This window comes from Streptomyces sp. NPDC097129 (assembly GCF_055668065.1).
In genome coordinates this window covers 65768-80215 of record NZ_JBVOQE010000005.1, presented here as the reverse complement: position 1 = coordinate 80215, position 14448 = coordinate 65768, and the positions used below count along the sequence as shown (strand labels likewise).

The following is a 14448-nucleotide window of genomic DNA, read 5'->3' as shown; positions in this document are numbered from 1 at the left end:
GCCCAACCTCCGAACTCGAAACCGCTCAGTTGCCTTCTGCGCAACTCGATTCAGGTTGCGCAACTCAATCTGCCTGTCGCCGTGATGGGTGTCAAGGGGTGCGTGACGTCGGGGAACAGCGCGGAAACCGGCCCGGACGCGGCGATGCCCGGCGGGCGGCACGCAGGTGCGCGTGCCGCCCGCCGGGCGTCCTCAACAGCTGTGCGGTTAGGGCCCGTTACTTCAACCAGGCCTCCACCTTGTCCCGGTTCGCCTCCACCCACTTCCTGGCCGCCGCGTCGTCGGACATCTTGTCCACCGCGATGTACTTGGCGACGACGTTCTGGTCCTCGTTGGTCCAGTGGAAGTTCTTCACCAGCTTGTACGCCGGGCTGCCCGACGCGGCGAACCGCGTACTGACGATCTTGTCCAGGCCGTACACGGGATAGTCACAGGCGATCTTGGCCGCGTCGGCGTCACAGCCGGTTCTGTACGCCGGCAGGCCGACCTTGACCAGCGGCACCTCGGTCATGAACCACTGCGGTTCGTAGAAGTAGCCGATCAGCCACTGCTTGTTCTTCTCCGCGTTGCGGTACGCCTGGATGAGCGCGGTCTCGCTGCCCGCGTACACCACCTTGAAGTTCAGCTTCAGATTGGTCACCAGCGCCGCGTCGTTGGTGACGTAGGACGGGTCGCCGTCGAGGAGCTGGCCCTTGCCGCCGGACTCGGAGGTCCGGAACTGCGCCGCGTACTTGTTGAGGTTGCGCCAGTCCTTGATGTCCGGGTGGGCCTTGGCCAGCCACGGCGGCACCCACCAGCCGATGACGCCCTTGTTGCCGGTCTGCCCGGCGGAGACGGCGGTCTTCTGCCCGCTGATGTACTTCTTCTTCAGGTCGTCGTGGCCCCAGTTCTCCAGGACGGCGTCGACCTCGCCGGTCCCGAATCCCTGCCAGGCGATCTCCTCCTTCAGGTCCTTCTTGTTGACCTTGCAGCCGAGATCGTGCTGGGCCACGTACGCGACGACCGCCGCGTCCGCCTGATAGCCCACCCACGGGTTGACGGCCAGGTTGAAGGTGCCGCAGGTGCCGTCCGCGTTCTTCGCGGCGGACGTGTCCTCGCCGACCTTCGCTCCCACGCACCCGGTGAGCGTCAGGCCGAGGACGGTCAGGCCGGCCGCGCCGGTTCTCCAGTGTCGTGCCATGGTGTGGTGCTCCTTATGCCCGGGTGCGTCGCGCCGCGGCCTGAGTGATCCGGTCGAACATGACTCCCAGCAGGACGATGGCGAGCCCCGCCGCCAGGCCCTTGCCGTACAGCTGTCCCTGCGAGAATCCGGCCACGACGTCGTAGCCGAGGGCGCCGGCCCCCACCAGGCCGCCCACCACGACCATCGACAGCACGTAGATCAGCCCCTGGTTGGTGGCGAGCGTCAGGGCGCTGCGGGCCACGGGCAGCTGGACCTTGGTGATGATCTGCCAGGTGTTGCAGCCGGCCGCGGTGGCCGCCTCCACGGTGGCCTCGGGCACGCCGCGCACCCCGTCCGCGATGATCTTGATCGCGACCGGCGCCGCGTAGACGACGGCCGCGACGATCGCGGTGAACCGGGTCGCCCCGAACAGGGCGAGGAACGGCACGAGATAGACGAACGGCGGCATGACCTGGGCCGCGTCCAGGGTGGGCCGCACCAGCCGGTCCACCAGCGCGCTGCGCCCCATCCACACGCCGAAGACGGCGCCGAACAGCATCACCAGCACCGTGGCCACCGCCGTGGACGCCAGCGTCGTCATGCCGTCCGACCACAGGCCCGTGCCGACGAGCAGCCCGACGCACGCGGCGGCCGTGGCCGCCGCGCGCCAGCCGCCGAGGACCGCGCCGAGCGCGACCAGGGTGAGGCCGACGAGCCACCACGGGGAGTCGGTGAGCAGCGTCTGGAAGGGGTTGAGCAGGCCGTTGGTGATGATGTCGCGCAGGGCGTTGGTCAGTCCCGACAGGTGGTCCTGCAGCCAGGTGGTCGTGGCGTCGGCGGCGCGGGCGATGTGCGTGCCGACGGTGCCGTCACCGGGGAACGCGGCCGCGTAGACGTAGGTGTGGGAGACGTAGAGCAGGAAGGCGGTGCCGACGCCGCCCGCCGCGAGCAGCGGCCGGCGCCACCACGCCGCTCGTCCGCTCGTGCGCCGGGCGGTCTCGGCGCGGCCGGCGGCCGCCGTGGTGACGCGGTCGAGCACGATGGCCATGACGACGATGGCGAGACCGGCGTTGAACGCGGTGCCCACGTCGAGCGACTGCAGGGCCTGGACGACGGTCTTGCCGAGGCCGGGCGCGTCGATCAGGGCGGCGATCGTCACCATGGCGAGCGCGGCCATGATGGTCTGGTTGACGCCCATGACGACCGTGCGCTTCGACATCGGCAGCAGCACCTTCAGCAGCAGCTGCCGGCGGGTCGTGCCGAGGGAGTCCGCGGCCTCGACGGTGGTCTCGGGCACGGAGCGGATGGCGTGCGCGGTGATGCGGATGGCGGGCGGCGCGGCGTAGATCACCGTGGTGATCACGGCGGAGGCGCCGCCGATGAGGAACACCAGGGTCAGCGGGGCCAGGTAGACGAAGGTCGGCATCGTCTGCATGAAGTCCAGGAACGGCGTCATGACCTTGTTGAACCGGTCGGACAGACCGGCCCAGACGCCGAGCGGGATGCCGATGACCAGTGCCACGACGACCGCCGCGAGGGTCAGCGCCAGCGTGTCCATGCTCTCCTGCCACAGGCCCTGCAGCCCGAAGAAGGTGAAGCCGGCCACGGCCAGCAGCGCTACCCGCCAGTTGCCCACGGCCCAGGAGAGGTAGCCGGCGAGGCCGACGACTCCGAGCCAGCCGATCTGCGGGACCGGGCGTCCGGCGGTGGGCTGGGAGATCAGGGACTGGACGAAGGTGACCAGGTTGTCGATGCCCAGCCGGATCTCGTTGAAGAAGTACAGGAAGAGCGGGTTGGAGTTGCGGTTGGCGCCGATGGTGTCGTTGACGTCGTTCAGCCAGCGGTGCAGTGCGGTGAGGTCGGCCGCGGCGAGGGTGAGGGTCTGCCGGCCGCGCAGCACGGCGAAGAGCACCAGCCAGGCCACGAAGATCGCCGCCACCACCATGGGGCGGCTGATCTTCTCGCGCAGCGGCGCGAGGGGCGCGGTCGCGTCGGCGACGGCGGCCATCAGGCACCGCCCTCCTGCCCGGCGACGACGGCGAGGATCTCCTCGTCGCCGACGATGCCGAGCAGCTTGCCGTTCTCGACGACCTTGACCGGCTTCTCCGCCGCGAGCACGGCGCGGGTGGCCTCGCGCACCACGACGTCCGGGCCCAGTTCGGGGCCGTCGAGGGCGTCGTCGGGCTGGGCGGGGCGCATGATCCAGCGCAGGGTGAGGACGTCGCCGCGCGCCACGTCCTGGACGAAGTCGCGTACGTAGTCGTCGGCGGGGGCGCCGACCAGTTCGTCACCGGTGCCGCACTGGACCATCTTGCCGTCGCGCATGATGAGGATGCGGTCGCCGAGCTTGAGGGCCTCGGAGAGGTCGTGGGTGATGAACACCATCGTCTTGCCGACCTCGTGGTGCAGGCGGATGACCTCGTTCTGCATGTCGCGGCGGATCAGCGGGTCGAGCGCGGAGAACGGCTCGTCGAAGAGGAGGACCTCGGGGTCGCCGGCCAGGGCGCGGGCGAGGCCGACGCGCTGCTGCATGCCGCCGGAGAGCTGGTCGGGGTAGGAGTTCTCGTATCCGGCGAGGCCGACGAGGTCGACCACCTCGCGGGCGCGGCGGACGCGTTCGGAGCGGCCCATGCCGCGGATCTCCAGGCCGAAGGCCACGTTCTCGACGACCTTGCGGTGCGGCAGCAGGCCGAAGTGCTGGAAGACCATGGAGAACTTGCGGCGGCGCAGTTCGCGCAGCCGCTTGGCGTCGGCGTCGCGGATGTCCTCGCCCTCGAAGACGACCTCGCCGGAGGTGGGTTCGATCAGCCGGGTCAGACATCGCACCAGGGTGGACTTGCCGGAGCCGGACAGGCCCATGACGACGAAGACCTCGCCGGGCGAGACGTCGAAGCTGACGTCACGCACGGCGGCGGTGCATCCGGTGCGGTCCATGAGTGCGCGGCGGGTGAGCCCGCACAGCTCCTCGGACTGCGGCACCTGGTCGGCCTTGGGCCCGAACACCTTCCACAGCCGGCGCACGGAGATGACCGGGGTGCGGTCCTCGGGGTTCTGGGACGTGCGGCGCCGCTGCGGCACCTCGGTCTGTGCTGTGGTCACGTTCGACCTCTTTTCGGCGTTCAGCCGCTGAACCAGTGCTGCGGCCGGGGTTGGATGTTCTGCCAGACGTGCTTGGGCTCTCGGTACTCGGCGAGGCCGGTCGGCCCCAGTTCGCGGCCCACGCCGGAGTGTCCGAAGCCGCCCCATTCGGCTTGCGGTACGTAGGGGTGGTAGTCGTTGATCCAGACGGTGCCGTGGCGCAGCCGGCGCGCGACCCGCTGGGCCTTGCCGGCGTCCTGCGTCCAGACGGCCCCGGCGAGTCCGTACTCGGTGTCATTGGCGATGCGGACGGCGTCGTCCTCGTCGTGAAAGCGCTCGACGGTGAGGACGGGGCCGAAGGACTCCTCGTGCACCACGCGCATGTCCTGGCGGCATGCGTCGAGGACCGTGGGCAGGTAGTAGAAGCCCCCCGAGAGCGCGGGGTCGTCGGGGCGCGCCCCGCCGCAGCGCAGTACGGCGCCCTCGGCGAGGCCTGCGGCGACGTACGCCTCGACCTTGTCCCGGTGCTGTGCGGAGATCAGCGCACCGGTCTCGGCCTCCGGGTCGAAGGGCCCGCCGAGGCGGATCCTGCGGGCCCGGCGGACGACCTCGTCGACGAAGGCGTCGTGGATCGTGTCCTCGACGACGAGACGGGCGCCGGCCGAGCAGACCTGCCCGGAGTGCAGGAAGACGGCGGTGAGCGCGAAGTCCACGGCCGCCTCGAAGTCGGCGTCGGCGAAGACCACGTTGGGGTTCTTGCCGCCGAGCTCGAGAGCGACCTTCTTCACCGTCGCCGCTGCGGTGGCCATGATGTGCCGGCCCGTGTCCAGGCCGCCGGTGAAGGAGACCATGTCGACGGCGGCGTGCTCGGCCAGCGGGGCGCCCGCCTCGGCGCCGGCGCCCAGGATGAGGTTGCCCGCACCGGCCGGCAGCCCCGCCTCTTCGAGCGCCTTCATCAGCAGGACGGAGGTGGAGGGGGTGAGCTCGCTGGGCTTCAGCACGATCGTGTTGCCGGCAAGCAGGGCCGGGGCGACCTTCCACGAGGCCTGGAGCAGCGGGTAGTTCCAGGGGGTGATCAGTGCGCAGACGCCGACCGGTTCGTAGGTGACGCGGCTGACGGCGTCGTCGCGGCCGGTGTCGACCACCCGGCCGGCGTCGCTGCCGGCGATGCCGCCGTAGTAGCGGAAGCAGGAGACGACGTCGGCGATGTCGTACTCGCTCTCCACCAGGCGCTTGCCGGTGTCGAGGGACTCGGCGCGGGCGAACTCCTTCGCGTCGCGCTCCAGGATGCCGGCGGTGCGCAACAGCAGGGCGCCGCGCTCGCGTTCGGGGGTGTGGGGCCAGGGGCCGGTGTCGAAGGCGCGCCGTGCCGCGGCGATCGCCGCCTCGGTGTCGGGGCGTGTCGCCTCCGAGACCGTCGCGACGAGGGTGCCGTCCGCCGGGCAGCGGATCTCCCGGCTGCCACCGGCGACGGGGGCGCGCCATTCGCCGTCCACATACAGATCTGCCATGCGCCGACCCTTCAGGTTTCGTTGCGCATTGTGCATCGCATTGCTTGTGGTGGAACACCCTGACCGACTCGGCGACCACCGTCAAGAGGTCTGCGGACCCCTGTTCACACCAGTGCCGGAAGGCCGACGGGCGGCGGGACCGGCTCAGCCGAGGCGTTCGAGCAGCGCACGGCGCCAGCGTTCGGTCTCCGCGATCTGGTTGAACGTGAACAGGTGCAGGCCCCGCACCCCGGCCGACGGCGCGGTGAGCGCCTCGGCGCCGCGCCGCAGGAGCCTGTCCGGCGCGTATCCCCCGGGCGTGGCGAACCGCGCGAACCACGAGGCGTGCCTGGTCAGGAAGCGCGTCGACTCCCCCACGCCGATCTTCGTCGCCATGGCCAGCAGCTTGGTCCGCTGCACGGGCCCGGCGACACCGACGTACACGGGCAGCGTCACGCCCCGGTGCCGGACGCGGTTGATCCAGTGGCCGAGCACACGCGGGTCGAAGCAGAGGTTGCTGACGATGTACGTGGCGTGCGCCCGCTTGTCCCACATGGCCTGGACGGTGATGTCGTCGCTGAGCAGCGGATGACTCTCCGGATAGCCGGTGATGCCCCGGTGCGCGAAGGGCCCGCCCAGCTCGTCCAGCCCGCGCAGCACGGGCAGGGCTCCCTCGTAGGGTCCGGCCGGCGGGTCGGCGTCGCCCGCCGGCACGAAGACGTCGTCGACGCCCGCCGCGCGCAGCCGCTCGGCCACGTCCTTGAGGTGCGTGTCGTCGCGCAGCAGCCGCGCGGGCACATGCGGGACGACCCGGTACCCGTGCGCCGCGAGCCGCTCGGTGAGGGCGAGCGTCGGCTCCAGTCCCTTGACCGGCGACGCCGTGACCGTGACCACGACGTCGCGCGGGACATGGGCGAGGACCTTGTCCTCGGTGGCCTTCGCGGGCAGCACCTCGTAGCGGACGCGGCCGAGCAGAAAGCGCAGGGTCTCGGCGGCGGACATCCGCTACCAGACCTGCTGCTGGGCGTCGCGGTGCCGGTAGTACGCGGCCTTGGACGGCGCCGCCGGCTGCTTGCCGAGGATGAGGTCGGCCGCCTTCTCGGCGACCATCATCACGGGCGCGTAGATGTTGCCGTTGGTGACGTACGGCATCACCGACGCGTCCACCACGCGCAGTCCCTCCATGCCGTGCACCTTCATGCTGAGCGGGTCGACGACCGACATGTCGTCGGTGCCCATCTTGCACGTGCACGAGGGGTGCAGTGCGGTCTCGCCCTCCTTCGCCACCCAGGCGAGGATCTCCTCGTCGGTCTCGACGGAGGGTCCGGGCGAGATCTCACCGCCGTTGTAAGGGGAGAGCGCCGGTTGACCGAGGATCCGGCGGGCGACCCGGATGGCCTCGACCCACTCCCGGCGGTCCTGCTCGGTGGAGAGGTAGTTGAAGCGCAGCGCCGGGTGCACCCGCGGGTCCCGGCTCTTGATCTTCACCGATCCGATGGCGTCGGAGTACATGGGACCCACGTGCACCTGGTAGCCGTGGCCGCCGGCCGGCGAGGAGCCGTCGTAGCGGACCGCGACCGGCAGGAAGTGGAACATCAGGTTGGGATACTCGACGTCCTCGTTGCTGCGCGCGAAGCCGCCGGCCTCGAAGTGGTTGGTGGCGGCCGGCCCCTTGCGCATCAGCCACTGCAGCCCGATGAAGGGGGCGCGCCACTTCGCCATGTACGGCTGCATGGAGACGGGCTGCTTGCACGCGTACTGGACGTAGACCTCCAGGTGGTCCTGGAGGTTCTCGCCGACGCCCGGCAGGTCGTGGACGACGTCGACGCCGAGGGCCGACAGCTCGGCGGCGTTGCCGACGCCGGACAACTGGAGCAGCTGGGGGGAGTTGATCGCGCCACCGCACAGGATGACCTCGCCGGCCCTGACCTGCTGCGGGGCGCCGCGCCCGCGCCGGTACTCGACACCGACGGCGCGCTTGCCCTCGAACAGGACGCGGGTGACGAGGGCGCGGGTGGTCACGGTGAGGTTCGGCCGCTTCCGCACGGGCTTGAGGTACGCCTTGGACGCCGACAGCCGGCGCCCGCGGTGGACGTTGCGGTCGAACTTGGCGAAGCCCTCCTGCCGGTAGCCGTTGACGTCGTCCGTGGGGGCGTAGCCGGCTTCGCGGGTGGCCTCGAGGAACGCGCCGAACAGCGGGTTGCTCGCCGGGCCGCGCTCCAGGACCAGGGGCCCGTCATGGCCGCGGAACTCGTCGTCCGGGTCGGCGGCGAGACAGTTCTCCATGCGCTTGAAGTACGGCAGGCAGTGGGCGTAGTCCCAGGTCTCCATGCCGGGGTCGGCGGCCCAGCGCTCGTAGTCCATGGGGTTGCCGCGCTGGAAGATCATGCCGTTGATGCTGCTGGAGCCGCCGAGCACCTTGCCGCGGGCGTGGTAGATGCGCCGGCCGCCCATGTGGGGTTCGGGCTCGGACTCGTACTTCCAGTCGTAGAAGCGGCTGCCGATGGGGTAGGTCAGGGCCGCGGGCATCTGGATGAAGACGTCCCAGGGGTAGTCGGAGCGGCCCGCCTCCAGGACGAGCACCCGGTTGCCGGGGTCGGCCGAGAGCCGGTTCGCCAGTGCGCTGCCGGCCGATCCACCGCCGACGATGACGAAGTCGTAGTGCAGGACAGCCATGGTGCCTCGTCTCACTCGGTCGCGCCGTCGAATACGCGACGGATGCTAGTACGGGTAGCGCTATACGCACCAGGTTGCGGACGGCGCAACTTACGAGATTCTCCGTTCACGCTGCGTCACTTGCCATCGCGTTGTTTACCGCGCGTATAGTTCCGCTATGAGCAACTACAGTCCGGATACCGAAACGCACGGCTCGCCGTCCGGTGGCGTGCAGTCCGTCGACCGCGCCATCAGCGTGCTCGAGATCCTGGCCCAGCGCGGCGAGGCGGGCGTCAGCGAGGTGGCCGCCGAACTGGACGTGCACAAGTCCACCGCGTTCCGCCTGCTGGGCGCCTTGGAGGCGCGGGGCCTGGTGGAGCAGTCGGGCGAGCGCGGCAAGTACGGGCTCGGCTTCGGCATCGTGCGCCTGGCCGGCGCCGTCACGGGGCGTATCGACATCACCCAGCAGGGCCGGCCGGTGTGCGAGCGCCTCGCCGAGGAGATCGGCGAGACGGTCAACATCGCCGTGATGCAGGAGCAGTACGCGATCAACCTCTACCAGGTGCGCGGCACGGCCGCAGTGACCGCCCACAACTGGGTCGGCCAGCTCACTCCGCTGCACGCCACCTCCAGCGGCAAGATCATGCTGGCGCATCTGCCGGCCAAGGAGCGCGCCGCGCTGGTGACCGAGTCGGGTCTGAAGAAGGTCACGCCCCGCACGATCTCCTCCAAGGCCAGGCTGGAGAAGGATCTCGCCCAGGCCCGGGAGCGCGGGTACGCCTGGACGCTGGAGGAGCTGGAGATCGGGCTGCACGCGATGGCGGCGCCGATCCGGGACCGGGAGGGCCAGGTGATCGCGTCGATCAGCGCCTCCGGCCCCGCCTACCGGTTCACCGAGGAGCGCATGCACGAGCTGGCCCCGGTGCTGGTCAAGGGTGCCGACGAGATCAGCCACCGCATGGGATACCTGGGCTGAGCGTCCGGCGCTACCTGGGCTGAACGTCCGCAGCGACCGCCGCACACGCTCCCGGACCACTGCGGGAGCACTACCGCCGCACACGGTTCCCGGAGCACCACCGTCGCACGGCCCGCGTACGCCCCCCGCGCGGGCCCCGGGCGTCCTGCCCCGCCTCATTCCGGCTGCCGCGTGCCCAGCCGCTCGTTCACCCAGTCGTGGAAGGCGCCGATGTGGTGCTCGCTGGGCACCAGCACCCCGCCCTTGGCGTACAGCCGCGAGCTCATGCCGGGCTGGGTGCGCTCGCAGGCGTCGAAGTCCTGGCGGTTGACCCGGTCGAACAGCTCCACGGACCGGCTGACGTCCTTGCCGCTCTCCACGACACCGGGCAGATAGAGCCAGTCGCACTCGACGACCGTGCGGTCGACGGCGACCGGGTACATGCGGTGGAAGATCACATGGTCGGGCACGAGGTTGATGAAGACCTGCGGCTTGACGGTGATCGCGTAGTAGCGCCGGTCCTGTTCCTCGGCCACGCCCGGGATGCGGTCCAGGCCCTCGGAGCCGTCGACGGTGAAGCCCTTGACCTCCTCGCCGAACTCCGCGCCGTGTCCGACGTAGTACTGCGCGGCGTAGCCGTCGGCGAACTCCGGGAGCACCTCGGTGAGTTCGGGGTGGATCGTGGCGCAGTGGTAGCACTCCATGAAGTTCTCGATGATGAGCTTCCAGTTCGCCTGCACGTCGTAGACGATCCGCTTGCCCACCGCGAGGTTCTCGATGCCGTAGCGTTCGATCGCCGCCACGTCGCCGAGGCGCTCGACGACCGCGCCGATCACGTCGTCCTCGAAGGAGGGCGGGTTCTCCGCCAGGCACACCCAGACATAGCCGAGCCATTCCCGCACGGCCACGCTCACCAGGCCGTACTCGGTGCGGCCGACGTCGGGCATCTTGGTGAGGTTGGGCGCCGCGACGAGCTTGCCGTTCAGGTCGTAGGTCCAGGCGTGGTACGGGCACTGGAAGGCGCGCTTGACCTCGCCGGTCTCCTCCGTGCAGAGCTTGGCCCCGCGGTGCCGGCACACGTTGAAGTACGCGCGGATCGAGGAGTCACGGGCGCGGGTGACGAGGAGGGACTCGCGGCCCACGTCGACGGTGCGGAAGGCGCCGGGCTTCGGCAGGTCACCGGCGCGCGCGACGCAGAACCACATCGCCTCGAAGATGCGCTCCTGTTCCTGGGCGAAGACGCCCGGGTCGGTGTAGGAGGAGCCGGGGAGGGTGGCGATCAGGCTGTCGGGCAGGCTGGTCGAGGTCACGGATGCACTCCTCGGGAGAACGTCGTGGGTCGGTGGGTCACGCGCCGGGAAGAGCGGCTTCGGACGGCGTTGTGAGAAGCGTGATGCGATCGCTTTGTTGCTCATGACGCAACGTCGCGTGCGATGTGCAACGCAGCATCGGCGGCCGCGAGAGAGGTGTCAAGAGGTCGCGGCGAGCTGCTTGCGCCAGCGGGTGAACAGTCGCGGCTGGTTCATCCCGAGCGCGGCGACAGGCGTGCCGGCCCGCCGGTACACGGCGAGGAAACTGCGCTCGTCGGTGCGGCCCGCCTCGACCGTCACGCTGTCGGCGCCGGCGGCGTGCCCGGTGAACTGGATTTTCACGCCGTACTGGTCGGACCAGAAGTACGGCGGCCGGGGCGTCCCCGGTTCGCGCGCTCCGTGTGCGAGCAGGGTGGCCACGGCGGCGTCGGGCCGTTCGAGCGCGCCCGTCCAGTGCTCGACACGGCGATGCGTGCCGGTGTGCGGGTCGTACCAGTTGGCGCAGTCGCCGACGGCGACCACGCCGGCGAGGCTGGTGCGGCCGTCGGAGCCGCAGGTGACGCCGTTGTCGAGGGCGATACCGCAGCCGTGCAGCCAGTCGACGCAGGGGCGCGCCCCGACGCCGACGACCACGATGTCCGCGGGGACGGTGCGTCCGTCCTCCAGCAGGACGGCGTCGACGCGCCGCTCGCCGCTCAGCCCCTTCACGCCGGCCCCGCACAGCAGCCGTACGCCGTGGTCGGCGTGGAGGGCGGAGACGACCGCGCCCATGTCCGGGCCGAGCGGTCCGGCCAGCGGAGTCGGGGCCGCCTCGATCACGGTGACGTCGAGGCCGAGGGTGTACGCCGTGGAGGCGACCTCGGCGCCGACGAAGCCGCCGCCGATCACCACCAGCCGTCCGCCGAGGGCCAGTTCGTCGCGCAGGGCGCGGGCGTCGTCCAGGGTGCGCAGGGTGTGGACGCCGGCCAGGCCGTCCGTGCCGGGCAGGGTGCGGGCGGCGGCGCCGGTGGCGAGGACCACGCCGTCGGCGCGGATCTCCCGTCCGTCGGCGAGCCCGATCGCCCGCCGGGTGCGGTCCAGCGCGGTGGCGCGGGTGCCGAGCACCCACTCGGCCCCGAGTTCCTCGCCGTCGCGCTCCAGGGCGAGGTCCGCCTCGCCGAGCGTTCCGGCCAGGAACTCCTTGGACAACGGCGGCCGGTCGTAGGGGCGGTGGGGCTCGTCGCCGATGACGACCAGCCGGCCGTCGTAGCCCCGTTGCCGCAGCGAGCGCGCGGCCGACAGGCCGGCCAGTGAGGCGCCCACGACGGCGACGGTCCTCACGCGGGGCCTCCGGCCAGGCGGGCGGCGATGCACGGGGGCAGGTTGGGCGCCTCGGTGGACAGCCGGACGTGGATCATGCCGTCCTCGACGACGACCTCGTGGGTGCGGACCGGGAGCTTGGCCGGCGGGGCGTCCACCGCCCCGGTCCTGAGGTCGAACTTCGAGGCGTGCAGCGGGCATTCGACCTCGCAGCCCTCCAGCCACCCGTCGGCGAGCGAGGCGTCCTGGTGGGTGCAGGTGTCGTCGATGGCGTAGAGCTCGCCGTCGTCGGTGTGGAACACCGAGACCGGCGGGTCGATGTCGAGCCGGTGGGCCTCGCCTCGCGGCAGATCCGCGAGACGGCACGCGGGAATCATCATGACACCTCGGTGCGTATAGCGAAACGGATTGCGGTTAGCGCAACGCCAGTCTGCGGGCCGCCGAGAAGCGTTGTCAAGGCGTTCACCGGGCTGGTTGCGCGGGGTCGTGCGACGTTCTCCGGGCAGGCCGGAGAGCCTGCGAAAGCGCAGGTGAGGCAGGGGTTCGGCGCGCCGCCGGGGCCGGGTGAGGCAGGAGTTCGGTGCGCCGCCGGGGCCGGGTGAGGCAGGGGCGGGCGCGCCGCCGGGAGCACAGGCGAGAGAGGTGGGCGCGCCATCGGGAGCACAGGTGAGCCAGAGCGGGCGCGCCCTGGGGGACGGCTCGCAGGGTGCGGCGACGGCCCTGCCGCCGGTGCCGGGGCAGGGCCGCCATCACGCCGGGCGGCGGGTCAGAAACCGCGGTCGATCCATTCCTGGAGGTGCGGCGCCTCGCCGCCGACGGTGGTGGTGTCGCCGTGCCCGGTGTGCACGACGGTGTCGTGCGGCAGACAGAGCAGACGCTCCCTGATGGAGTCGATGATGGTCGGGAAGTCGCTGTACGAGCGTCCCGTGGCTCCCGGCCCGCCGGCGAACAGCGTGTCGCCGCTGAACAGCGCGGACAGCGCGGGCGCGTGCAGACAGACGGCTCCGGGCGCGTGGCCCGGGGTTTGCAGCACGGTCAGCTCCGTGCCCGCGACCGTGAGGCGCTGTCCGTCGGCCAGCTCGCCGTCGGGTTTGCGGTCCGGGTGGGTCTGCTGCCACAGCGGCAGATCCTCGGGGTGCAGCAGGATCGGGGCGCCGGTGCGGTCGGCGAGGGCGGGCGCGGCGTCGATGTGGTCGTTGTGCGCGTGGGTGCACACGATGGCGCGCAGCGCGCGTCCACCCAGGGCCCGTTCGATGGAGTCGGCGTCGTGCGCGGCGTCGATCACCACGGCCTCGTCGTCGTCCCCGACGATCCACACGTTGTTGTCGACGTCCCAGGTGCCGCCGTCCAGGGAGAACGTCCCCGAGGTGACGAGGCGTTCGATGCGCGCGCCGGCCGTCACAGGACCACCACCGAGCGCAGGACGTCGCCGTGGTGCATCCGCTCGAAGGCCTTCTCGACGTCGTCGAGCGCGATGGTCTCGGTGACGAAGGCGTCCAGGTCGAGACGGCCCTGGAGGTAGAGGTCGACGAGCATCGGGAAGTCGCGGGAGGGCAGGCAGTCGCCGTACCAGGACGACTTCAGCGCCCCGCCCCGCCCGAAGACGTCCAGCAGCGGCAGCTCCAGCTTCATCTCCGGTGTGGGCACCCCGACCAGCACGACGGTGCCGGCGAGGTCACGGGCGTAGAAGGCCTGGGTGTACGTCTCCGGGCGGCCGACGGCCTCGATGACGACGTCGGCGCCGAACCCGCCGGTCAGCTCGCGCACCGCCTCCACCGCGTCGGTCTCCTTGGAGTTGACCGTGTGGGTGGCGCCCAGCTTCTCTGCGGTGGCGAGTTTGCGGTCGTCGAGGTCGACGGCGATGACCTTCGCGGCGCCGGCCAGCCTGGACCCGACGATGGCCGCGTCGCCGACGCCGCCGCAGCCGATCACGGCGACGGTGTCGCCGCGGCCGACGTTGCCGGTGTTGATCGCCGCGCCGATGCCCGCCATGACGCCGCAGCCGAGCAGGCCGACCGCGGCCGCGGAGGCGGCCGGGTTCACCTTGGTGCACTGCCCGGCGGCGACCAGGGTCTTCTCGGCGAACGCGCCGATGCCGAGGGCCGGCGAGAGTTCCGTGCCGTCGGTCAGGGTCATCTTCTGCTTGGCGTTGTGCGTGCTGAAGCAGTACCAGGGCCTGCCGCGCAGACACGCGCGGCACTGTCCGCACACCGCGCGCCAGTTCAGGACGACGAAGTCACCGGGCGCCACGTCGGTGACGCCCTCGCCCACCGCCTCCACGACACCGGCGGCCTCGTGCCCCAGCAGGAAGGGGAAGTCGTCGCTGATGCCGCCCTCGCGGTAGTGCAGATCGGTGTGGCAGACCCCGCAGGACTCGATCTTGACGAGCGCCTCGCCCGGACCGGGATCGGGCACGATGATCGTTTCCAGACTGACGGGTGCACCCTTGCTGCGTGCGACGACAGCGCGGACCTGCTGAGCCATGGCCACTCCTCGGCT

General features: G+C 71.0%; 12 protein-coding genes. 1 reads left to right on the top strand and 11 read right to left on the bottom strand.

Going from position 1 to position 14448, the window contains the following annotated elements; translation table 11 throughout:
* Positions 1 to 217: 217 nt before the first annotated feature.
* The 6 genes from AC0B9F_RS16495 to betA form a co-directional block, all read right to left on the bottom strand.
* Positions 218 to 1180 carry an ABC transporter substrate-binding protein gene (locus tag AC0B9F_RS16495; RefSeq protein WP_472003139.1) on the bottom strand — a complete coding sequence of 321 codons (963 nt, stop codon included), beginning with the start codon at positions 1178 to 1180 and terminating at the stop codon, positions 218 to 220.
* Positions 1181 to 1193: 13 nt separating this feature from the next.
* The gene (locus tag AC0B9F_RS16490; protein WP_472003137.1) at positions 1194 to 3170 is read right to left on the bottom strand and encodes an ABC transporter permease; all 1977 of its coding nucleotides are present in this window, start codon (positions 3168 to 3170) and stop codon (positions 1194 to 1196) included.
* Positions 3170 to 4261, bottom strand: coding sequence for a quaternary amine ABC transporter ATP-binding protein (locus AC0B9F_RS16485; RefSeq protein ID WP_472003135.1), 1092 nt, complete (start codon positions 4259 to 4261; stop codon positions 3170 to 3172). Before AC0B9F_RS16485 ends, AC0B9F_RS16490 begins: the two co-directional genes overlap by 1 nt.
* A gap of 20 nt (positions 4262 to 4281) precedes the next feature.
* On the bottom strand, positions 4282 to 5751 hold the full coding sequence (locus tag AC0B9F_RS16480) for an aldehyde dehydrogenase family protein (RefSeq protein ID WP_472003133.1): 1470 nt from the start codon (positions 5749 to 5751) through the stop codon (positions 4282 to 4284).
* A 144-nt stretch (positions 5752 to 5895) separates the two neighbouring features.
* Positions 5896 to 6732 (bottom strand): methylenetetrahydrofolate reductase, encoded by an 837-nt coding sequence (locus tag AC0B9F_RS16475; RefSeq protein ID WP_472003131.1) that lies wholly within the window; start codon positions 6730 to 6732, stop codon positions 5896 to 5898.
* A gap of 3 nt (positions 6733 to 6735) precedes the next feature.
* Positions 6736 to 8406, bottom strand: coding sequence for a choline dehydrogenase (gene betA, locus AC0B9F_RS16470; RefSeq protein WP_472003129.1), 1671 nt, complete (start codon positions 8404 to 8406; stop codon positions 6736 to 6738).
* 157 nt (positions 8407 to 8563) lie between these two features.
* Here betA and AC0B9F_RS16465 point away from each other — a divergent pair, with 157 nt between their 5' ends.
* On the top strand, positions 8564 to 9361 hold the full coding sequence (locus AC0B9F_RS16465; RefSeq protein WP_472003127.1) for an IclR family transcriptional regulator: 798 nt from the start codon (positions 8564 to 8566) through the stop codon (positions 9359 to 9361).
* 155 nt (positions 9362 to 9516) lie between these two features.
* On the opposite strand, the gene AC0B9F_RS16460 is transcribed toward AC0B9F_RS16465, so the two are convergent.
* The 5 genes from AC0B9F_RS16460 to AC0B9F_RS16440 all read right to left on the bottom strand — a co-directional run bounded on the left by AC0B9F_RS16460 (position 9517) and on the right by AC0B9F_RS16440 (position 14433).
* Positions 9517 to 10650 (bottom strand): aromatic ring-hydroxylating oxygenase subunit alpha, encoded by a 1134-nt coding sequence (locus AC0B9F_RS16460; protein WP_472003125.1) that lies wholly within the window; start codon positions 10648 to 10650, stop codon positions 9517 to 9519.
* Between the two features lie 159 nt (positions 10651 to 10809).
* Positions 10810 to 11970 carry an NAD(P)/FAD-dependent oxidoreductase gene (locus AC0B9F_RS16455; protein WP_472003123.1) on the bottom strand — a complete coding sequence of 387 codons (1161 nt, stop codon included), beginning with the start codon at positions 11968 to 11970 and terminating at the stop codon, positions 10810 to 10812.
* A complete protein-coding gene (locus AC0B9F_RS16450; RefSeq protein WP_472003121.1) occupies positions 11967 to 12329 on the bottom strand; it encodes a bifunctional 3-phenylpropionate/cinnamic acid dioxygenase ferredoxin subunit in 363 nt (120 codons plus the stop codon). The genes AC0B9F_RS16455 and AC0B9F_RS16450 overlap by 4 nt, the downstream gene beginning before the upstream one ends.
* Positions 12330 to 12715: 386 nt before the next feature.
* The gene (locus tag AC0B9F_RS16445) at positions 12716 to 13351 is read right to left on the bottom strand and encodes an MBL fold metallo-hydrolase (protein ID WP_472003119.1); all 636 of its coding nucleotides are present in this window, start codon (positions 13349 to 13351) and stop codon (positions 12716 to 12718) included.
* Positions 13348 to 14433 (bottom strand): S-(hydroxymethyl)mycothiol dehydrogenase, encoded by a 1086-nt coding sequence (locus AC0B9F_RS16440; RefSeq protein WP_472003117.1) that lies wholly within the window; start codon positions 14431 to 14433, stop codon positions 13348 to 13350. Before AC0B9F_RS16440 ends, AC0B9F_RS16445 begins: the two co-directional genes overlap by 4 nt.
* Positions 14434 to 14448: the final 15 nt, after the last annotated feature.